Source organism: Ruegeria lacuscaerulensis, assembly GCF_013031245.1.
GTDB lineage: Bacteria > Pseudomonadota > Alphaproteobacteria > Rhodobacterales > Rhodobacteraceae > Ruegeria > Ruegeria lacuscaerulensis_C.
The window spans coordinates 122,303-129,627 of the sequence record NZ_WPZL01000011.1 but is presented as its reverse complement, the minus strand read 5'-3'; the positions used below and the strand labels follow the sequence as shown (position 1 = coordinate 129,627).

The 7,325-nt window shown below is 59.9% G+C and carries 8 protein-coding genes; 4 read left to right on the top strand and 4 right to left on the bottom strand.

The window, feature by feature from the left end:
• Positions 1-221 (bottom strand): hypothetical protein (locus GOX66_RS14695; RefSeq protein WP_214652664.1); only part of this gene is annotated, 221 nt, incomplete at its 3' end.
• Between the two features lie 347 nt (positions 222-568).
• Between GOX66_RS14695 and GOX66_RS14690 the strand changes: the two genes are divergently transcribed.
• The gene (locus GOX66_RS14690) at positions 569-913 is read left to right on the top strand and encodes a hypothetical protein (RefSeq protein WP_170763491.1); all 345 of its coding nucleotides are present in this window, start codon (positions 569-571) and stop codon (positions 911-913) included.
• On the opposite strand, the gene GOX66_RS14685 is transcribed toward GOX66_RS14690, so the two are convergent.
• Positions 910-1,968, bottom strand: coding sequence for a transporter substrate-binding domain-containing protein (locus tag GOX66_RS14685; RefSeq protein WP_170763484.1), 1,059 nt, complete (start codon positions 1,966-1,968; stop codon positions 910-912). The genes GOX66_RS14690 and GOX66_RS14685 overlap by 4 nt on opposite strands.
• Positions 1,969-2,176: 208 nt before the next feature.
• Between GOX66_RS14685 and dapE the strand changes: the two genes are divergently transcribed.
• From dapE to rnr, 3 genes are read left to right on the top strand one after another with little or no spacing between them, the layout of a single operon-like run.
• On the top strand, positions 2,177-3,316 hold the full coding sequence (gene dapE / locus GOX66_RS14680; RefSeq protein ID WP_170763483.1) for a succinyl-diaminopimelate desuccinylase: 1,140 nt from the start codon (positions 2,177-2,179) through the stop codon (positions 3,314-3,316).
• 3 nt (positions 3,317-3,319) lie between these two features.
• Entirely contained in the window at positions 3,320-3,895 is a 576-nt protein-coding gene (locus tag GOX66_RS14675; RefSeq protein WP_170763482.1) for a TIGR04282 family arsenosugar biosynthesis glycosyltransferase, read from the top strand.
• Between the two features lie 58 nt (positions 3,896-3,953).
• On the top strand, positions 3,954-6,212 hold the full coding sequence (gene rnr, locus GOX66_RS14670; RefSeq protein WP_170763481.1) for a ribonuclease R: 2,259 nt from the start codon (positions 3,954-3,956) through the stop codon (positions 6,210-6,212).
• Here rnr and GOX66_RS14665 read toward each other — a convergent pair.
• The gene (locus tag GOX66_RS14665) at positions 6,203-6,589 is read right to left on the bottom strand and encodes a DUF1801 domain-containing protein (RefSeq protein WP_170763480.1); all 387 of its coding nucleotides are present in this window, start codon (positions 6,587-6,589) and stop codon (positions 6,203-6,205) included. The two genes, rnr and GOX66_RS14665, sit on opposite strands and share 10 nt — an antisense overlap.
• Positions 6,586-7,284, bottom strand: coding sequence for a glutathione S-transferase family protein (locus tag GOX66_RS14660; protein ID WP_237212616.1), 699 nt, complete (start codon positions 7,282-7,284; stop codon positions 6,586-6,588). Before GOX66_RS14660 ends, GOX66_RS14665 begins: the two co-directional genes overlap by 4 nt.
• Positions 7,285-7,325: the final 41 nt, after the last annotated feature.

The window sequence follows — 7,325 nt, the reverse complement described above, 5'->3', positions numbered from 1 at the left end:
TCAGACCCGTTCTCGCCTTCAGACCCGTTCTCGCCCTCAGACCCGTTCTCGCCTTCAGACCCGTTCTCGCCCTCAGACCCGTTCTCTCCCCCATTGGTTTCGCCGCTCTCTTCTGCATAGGCGGTGTTAGAAAATAAAATTGTCGAGACCACCACCGCAGGGGTAAGTGCCAGCGCAAACACACTCGCTACGGTAGTCAGAAGCTTGGACAACGTACTCATTGAACTTCCCTTCTCAAAATATCTATCAACAGTTCGCACATTTTAGGTTTCGTTCATTACACCTCGTAACAGCTCGGAATAGCGGCGCTGCAGTAAGCTGAAATCCGCGCAGCGAAACAGGAGTCATCGGCAATTTGGTGCCATTTTCAACTTTACGGATTCTTGTGCAATTTCATGTCAACCCGCTAAAAAAATGATTGCTTCTGTCATGTGACAATTTTGCATGGATCGGGGTGCTGATTCACTTCTGCGTGTCAGACGTCTCTCGTGCCAATCTGTCGCCGCGGCGTGCAGACAGGCTGCCGATTGAGTTGACCGTGCTTTATTCCGCACGTATGGCAGGCGGCATGGAAAAGCAAAAGAAACCCTCTCGCCAGCAAGTCTATACCCTGCTTGTGCAAATCGGCCGCAAGGATGGTGACGGTTTGCCCGAAGGTGCAACCGGCGCAGCGCTGATGTGTTTTGCCAGCGGTGTGGACGAGGCCGAAGCAGTGCGCGAGACGGTGGCTATTCTAAAGCAGGCTGACACTGCTCCGCTGGATGTCACCGGCTATGGCACGCTGGCAGAGCGTGAAGCGCAAGGTCACGACATCGAACCCGACGAACGTGCCCTTATGCAGCGGGCGCTGGACGAAAACGCTGTTATCGTGGCACAGATGACGCCGTTTTTCGGGGACGAAGAGACGGCTTAGTTCCGCACTCCGAACCATTTGCGGTAAATCTCGTCATACGTGCCGTCCTCACGAAGTGACAACAGGGCCTGATTGACGTCCTCAACCAGCGGCGAACCTGTCGGGAAGGCGATGCCGTAGTTTTCGCGCAGGAAAACACCGCCGGTCATTGACGCGATTTTGCGCCCTTCGTGGGATGCGAAATAGGACAGGATCGGAGCATCGAAGACCACAGCGTCCAGTTCTTCGTTCGTAAAGGCGGTCAGCAACGCGTCCAGCCCGGGATAGCCGCTGAATTCGATTTCGCGCCGGTTCAGGAAGTTGGCCGCAGTCGAATCCGAGATGGTGCCGACCTGCTTGCCATAGAGATCGTTGATCGAGTTTACGTTTCCGGTGATGGCGTCTACCGTCATGACCGAGGTGATCCGGGCCGTGAACACCGACACGATAAACAGCGAAGATACCACCAGCACAACGCCCAGCATCCTGCCAAATGGCGTGCGCGGCATCCGTTCCTCGAACCCACCATTCACAACCAGATTCAGGGCCCACCAGAAAGACGGAAACCAGGCTTCGTTCAGCTTTCGGTCGAAATAGGGCTGTGAGCGGCGCTCGAAACTCCACATCAACATGCCGCCGCCCAGCAGGATGGCAAAGGCCAGCCCGATGGCAATGAACAGTTCCGCCGACAGCAGCGCCTGCAGCAGCGAAGGCCGGCGCGCTGCATCAGACGGGACCATGATCTGTAAGCCGGCCTCAAAGATAGGCTGGCTGAAATCCATTTGAGTCTCACGCAATGCAGTAATCGAGATATTTGCGATCGCCAGATCCGCGGACCCATCCTGCACCGCGCCCAGCATGTCGCCAAAAGCCCCGACCCGCTCGACTGCGAAATCCCAGTTCAGCGACTCTGCCAACGCTTGCAGAAGGTCCATTGAAAAACCCTCCTGCACCCCGTCTTCGACATAGGAAAACGGGGGGCGGGTCACGGTGGTGACCGTCAGAGTCTGGGCCTGGCTTTGCCGCGCAAGGATAGCAAAAGTCAGGCAGATCAATGCAAAGAGGACGCGTTTCATTGTCATTTCACCTGCTTGGCGGCCCTCTAACGTATTTTTGAACGGGGCAGCAAGGTCGCCGCAGGGTCAAACTCCATGTTTTATTGAGGTCTCAGTTCGGCACACAGGCGAAAAAGCTGGCAGAAACGAGCGCATTGGGGTTGGCAATCCGGCCAATTCGTTGAATCTGTGCGCGAACCTGCGCGCAGATCATTGGAAGGGGCCAAACATGACAGATCCGGTACAATTGACAGCAGATCTGATCCGTTGCCCTTCGGTCACACCCGAAGAGGGCGGGGCTCTTGTTCTGCTGGAGGCACTCCTGTCGAGTGCGGGGTTTGACTGCACGCGCGTAGATCGCGGCGGCATCAGCAACCTGTTTGCGCGATGGGGCGAAAAAGGTCACGCGCGCAGCTTTGGATTCAACGGCCATACCGATGTTGTGCCGGTCGGGGATGAGGCTGCGTGGACGATGCCGCCATTTGGTGCCGAGATTCGTGATGGCATCATGTACGGCCGTGGGACCACCGATATGAAATCTGGCGTGGCGGCCTTTGCGGCAGCGGCCGTGGACTTTGTACGCGACACGCCCCCGGACGGGGCGATCATTCTGACAATCACCGGCGATGAAGAAGGTGACGCGGTGGACGGAACCACGGCGCTGCTGGATTACATGGCCAGCACGGATGAACGGATGTCCGTGTGTCTGGTGGGTGAGCCGACCTGCCCGAACACAATGGGCGAGATGATGAAGATCGGGCGGCGCGGATCGATGACTGCGTGGTTTACCGTGACTGGCGTGCAGGGCCATTCTGCTTATCCGCACCGCGCGAAAAACCCCTTGCCCGCGATGGCGCGGCTTATGCACCAGTTAGCCAGCCATGAATTGGATCAGGGCACGGACCATTTCGACGCCTCGACACTGGCGGTAGTGAATATCGACACCGGCAACACGGCGACCAATGTGATCCCGGCGCAATGTCGCGGAGCGGTGAATATCCGGTTCAACGATCTGCATTCCGGTGCCAGCCTCAGCGAGTGGCTTCAGGCAGAGGCGCAGAGCGTGGCCGAGGCCTATGACGTCGAGGTCGACGTTCGCATCAAGATCTCAGGCGAAAGCTTTCTGACCCCGCCCGGCCCCTTGTCCGAACTAGTCGCTCAGTCGGTTGCGGCGGAAACCGGTGTCCAGCCTGAGATGTCCACGACCGGGGGTACTTCGGACGCGCGGTTCGTGAAGAACCACTGCCCGGTGGTGGAGTTCGGTCTGGTCGGCCGGACGATGCATCAGGTCGATGAATGCGTTGAGGTGGCGCAGATCGAACAGCTCAAGGCGATCTATACACGCATTCTGCGGGATTATTTCGCCTGATCCATGCAGCGCACTTTGGTCATCATGGTCAAAGAGCCACGCCCGGGCCGGGTCAAGACGCGGCTGGGGCGTGACATTGGTATGGTTGGCGCAGCGTGGTGGTTCAGGCATCAGACCCGGTCGCTTATCCGCCGCCTGTGCGACCCACGTTGGCAAACCGTTCTGGCGGTCTCGCCGGACCGGGAGGGGCTCAACAGCCGAGTCTGGCCAGCGGACTTGCAGCGCGTGGCGCAGGGGCGGGGTGATCTTGGTGATCGCATGGGACGGATGTTGCAGAGCATGCCGAAAGGTCCGGTCTGTCTGATTGGTGCGGATATCCCCGGCATCACGCGAGGGCACATCGCGCAGGCCTTCAGGTCGTTGGGGCAGAACCAGATGGTGTTCGGCCCAGCGCCGGATGGCGGATACTGGCTGGTCGGTACGCAGCGCTATGGCGCGCTGCCGTCAGGTCTGTTCCGCAATGTCCGCTGGTCCACCGAACATGCGCTGGCCGACACGCTGGCTTCGGCTGGCGGATGTCGGGTGGCCTTGCTTGACCAACTACGCGACGTCGATACGGTGGCCGATCTGCAATCCTGATCCGTTACACTGCTTTTTTGGTCATGACGCAGTCGCATCGCCGTGGTAGGCCGAATTTATGACTCGCATCCCCACCAAGCAGGAGGTCCTCGACTGGATCTCGGCGAACCCCACCCTGACCTCGAAACGCGACATCGCCAAAGCCTTTGGCATCAAGGGCGCGGATCGGATTGATCTGAAGCGTATCCTCAAAGAGCTTGAGGCCGAAGGACATCTGGAAAAGCGCAAGCGCAGCTACCGTGATCCGGACCGCCTGCCACCGGTCAGCGTGTTGCAGGTCAAGGCGCCCAATGCGGATGGCGACCTGTTCGCGCGCCCGCTGGAATGGCATGGCGAAGGGGTCGAGCCCACCGTTCTGATCATCGCCCGCGCCAGTGATCCCGCGCTGGGCGAGGGTGACCGCATTCTCGCGCGCCTGACGGTTGTGCATGAAGAGGACCACAATTACGAAGCCCGCCTGATCCGCCGCATTGGAACCAACCCGCGCCGCATCGTGGGTATCTTCCGCAAAGGTGCCGAGGGCGGGCGTATCGTGCCCATCGACAAAGCTGGCCAGACTGAATGGCTGGTCGCCGACGGTGCTGTGCTGGGCGCCAAGGACGGGGAACTGGTCGAGGCCGAACAGGCCGGTCCCAAGAACCGTATGGGTCTGCCGCGCGCGCGGGTTGTGGAACGGCTGGGCGATCCGTCGGCCCCCAAAGCCGTGTCTCTGATCGCCATCCATCAGCACGGCATTCCCGATGATTTCCCCGACAAGGTGATCGACGAGGCCGACAAGGCTAAACCCGTCGGCTTGAAAGGGCGCGAAGACTTGCGCGATATGCCTTTGCTGACTATCGACCCCTCGGATGCGCGGGACCATGACGACGCCTGTTACGCCCATGCCGACGATGATCCCAAGAACCCTGACGGACATGTGATCTGGGTCGCCATCGCAGATGTCGCCGCTTATGTGCAGCCGGGCACCGCTCTGGACCGCGAGGCACGCAAGCGGGGCAATTCCAGTTACTTCCCCGACCGTGTGGTGCCAATGCTGCCGGATCGATTGTCGGGCGATCTGTGTTCGCTGCACGAAGGCGTCCCGCGCGCCTGTATTGCGGTGCGGATGCAGATCGACGCTGATGGCAACAAAATCGGGCATCGGTTTGTACGAGGGCTGATGCGCTCAGCCGCGTCCTTGCATTACGCCGAAGTGCAGGAGGCCATCGACGGCACTCCCAATGATCGCACCGGACCATTGTTAGGACCGGTTTTGAAACCGCTTTACGCCGCCTATGAGGCGCTGAAAAAGGCGCGGGTGGCGCGGCAGCCGCTGGATCTGGACCTGCCCGAACGCAAGATCGTCCTCAGCGAACAGGGTGAGGTCGAAAGCGTGGCCTTCCGCGAGCGACTGGATGCGCACAAGCTGATCGAAGAGTTCATGGTCCTTGCCAATGTGGCCGCCGCCGAGACCCTGATCGCCAAACGTCGCCCGTTGCTGTTCCGCGTGCACGAAGAACCCGCGCCCGAGAAGCTGGAAAGCCTGCGGGAAACCGCGCAGGCCGCGGGGTTGAATCTGGCAAAGGGGCAGGTGCTGCAAACCCGGCACTTGAACGCGCTGCTGAATGCTGCCGTGGGAACCGAGGATGCCGAACTGATCAATCTCAGCACGCTGCGGTCGATGGCGCAGGCCTATTACAACCCCGAGAATTTCGGACATTTCGGGCTGGCGCTAAAGAACTATGCGCATTTCACTTCGCCCATCCGGCGCTATGCCGACCTGATCGTGCACCGCGCGCTGATAACGGCCCATGGGTGGGGCAAGGACGGGCTGACCGAGGATGAAATCGTGCGCCTGGACGAAACCGCCACCCATATCTCGGACACCGAGCGCCGCTCGATGATGGCGGAACGGGACACGACGGATCGCTACCTGGCCGCCTATCTGAGCGAACGGGTGGGCAATGAGTTTTCGGGACGGATCAGCGGTATCGCGCGTTTCGGTGCCTTCGTGAAAATGGATGAAACTGGCGCGGATGGTCTGGTGCCCGTGCGCTCGCTCGGGCGGGAGTTCTTTCATTTCGACCGCGAGGCTGGAACGCTGATGGGCTCGGATACCGGGTTGATCATCGCCATTGGTCAACGGGTTACGGTGCGTTTGACCGAGGCGACGCCGGTGACCGGCGGGCTGGAATTGGAACTGTTGTCGATCGACGATCAGGCCCTGCCACGTGGTCGCGGACCAGCCAAGCGGCCAACCCGACGCAAAGCGGTCAGTTCCAAACGCAAGAAAGACAAGATCAAACGCAAGATCGAGCGCAAGCGCCGTCAGAGGTGATAGGTCAGCGCCCGTGCAATCAGCCAGCCGTGGCGGGTTTCGTCGATCTGGCTTGGGTCATCAAACAGGATGGCCCGATTGCCGTCGATCCGATCTTCGCCGGGAAAAGCTGAGGTGAAGTCGCCCATGAGACGGCTTTGGCAATGCACGTACAGCGCAAAACTTGCGGCTTTATGCCCGCCCAACCGGATCGTGGAGCCCTTGGGCGCCAAGTAAGCTGGCTGACCCCAACGTAGCGCCTCATACAGGGGTTGCGCATCAGGCAGTGACCCTGCCGTCTCAAACACCAGCTCGCGCAGGGTCAGAACACCCATTCGGGTGCCCTGGGGGAATGCCTGAAAGACGGCTTCAACGGCGGGGTCGTCAAACGGTCTCATGCCAAGGGTATCGCCTGTTCCATCCGGTCCACATAGCTGTTGAGCAGGTTATCCTGTTTGATCCGCCGGGTCAGCGGGGTATCGGCAGGCGTCGCGCGCATTGAGGCCAGCACAGGGCCGACGCTCATGTCCGCTGCGGTCGGATGATTCCCCAACAGAAACGGCGACTGCCACAGAAAGGCTGAGATGGCTTCAAGGTCGCGTTCAATTCTGTCTTTCCTTTCCATATCCGAGAATCGCGACACGCCCTGCGCGCCAAGCCCTTTCAGCACGGATTTTCGGATGGAGTTACTAACTGGCCTGCGGATCAGAGCCGGGATTTCCGTAAAGAACAGATCGCGCAGGATCGGCCAGACCTCGTCATTTCCCCAGCGATCCAGAACGACCTGAAAATACAGATGTTCCTCGGCCATGCGGATCAGGGCGCGTGACTGGGCCTTCTGAACGTCGCTCAGGCCCTTGTCGAAGTCGGCGCCCTGAGTTTCCAACCAATCTCGGATCAGGTCACTGTCCGGGACCAGACGCCCTGGCGTGCGTAAGACCGGCAATTTCTGGTGCGGCATTTTGCGGGGGTCCAGCATGTCGGATCGCTGCCAGCGCTGGCCGGAATGTTGCAGCATGAGGGCAGTCTTGACGCAGAATGGGCTGGCACTGAACAGGCCAAAGGCTGCGGGGAAAGTCAGTAGGGTCAGCATCGGTGGCTCCATCATTGGGATGCCGGATGGATATCGCTGCC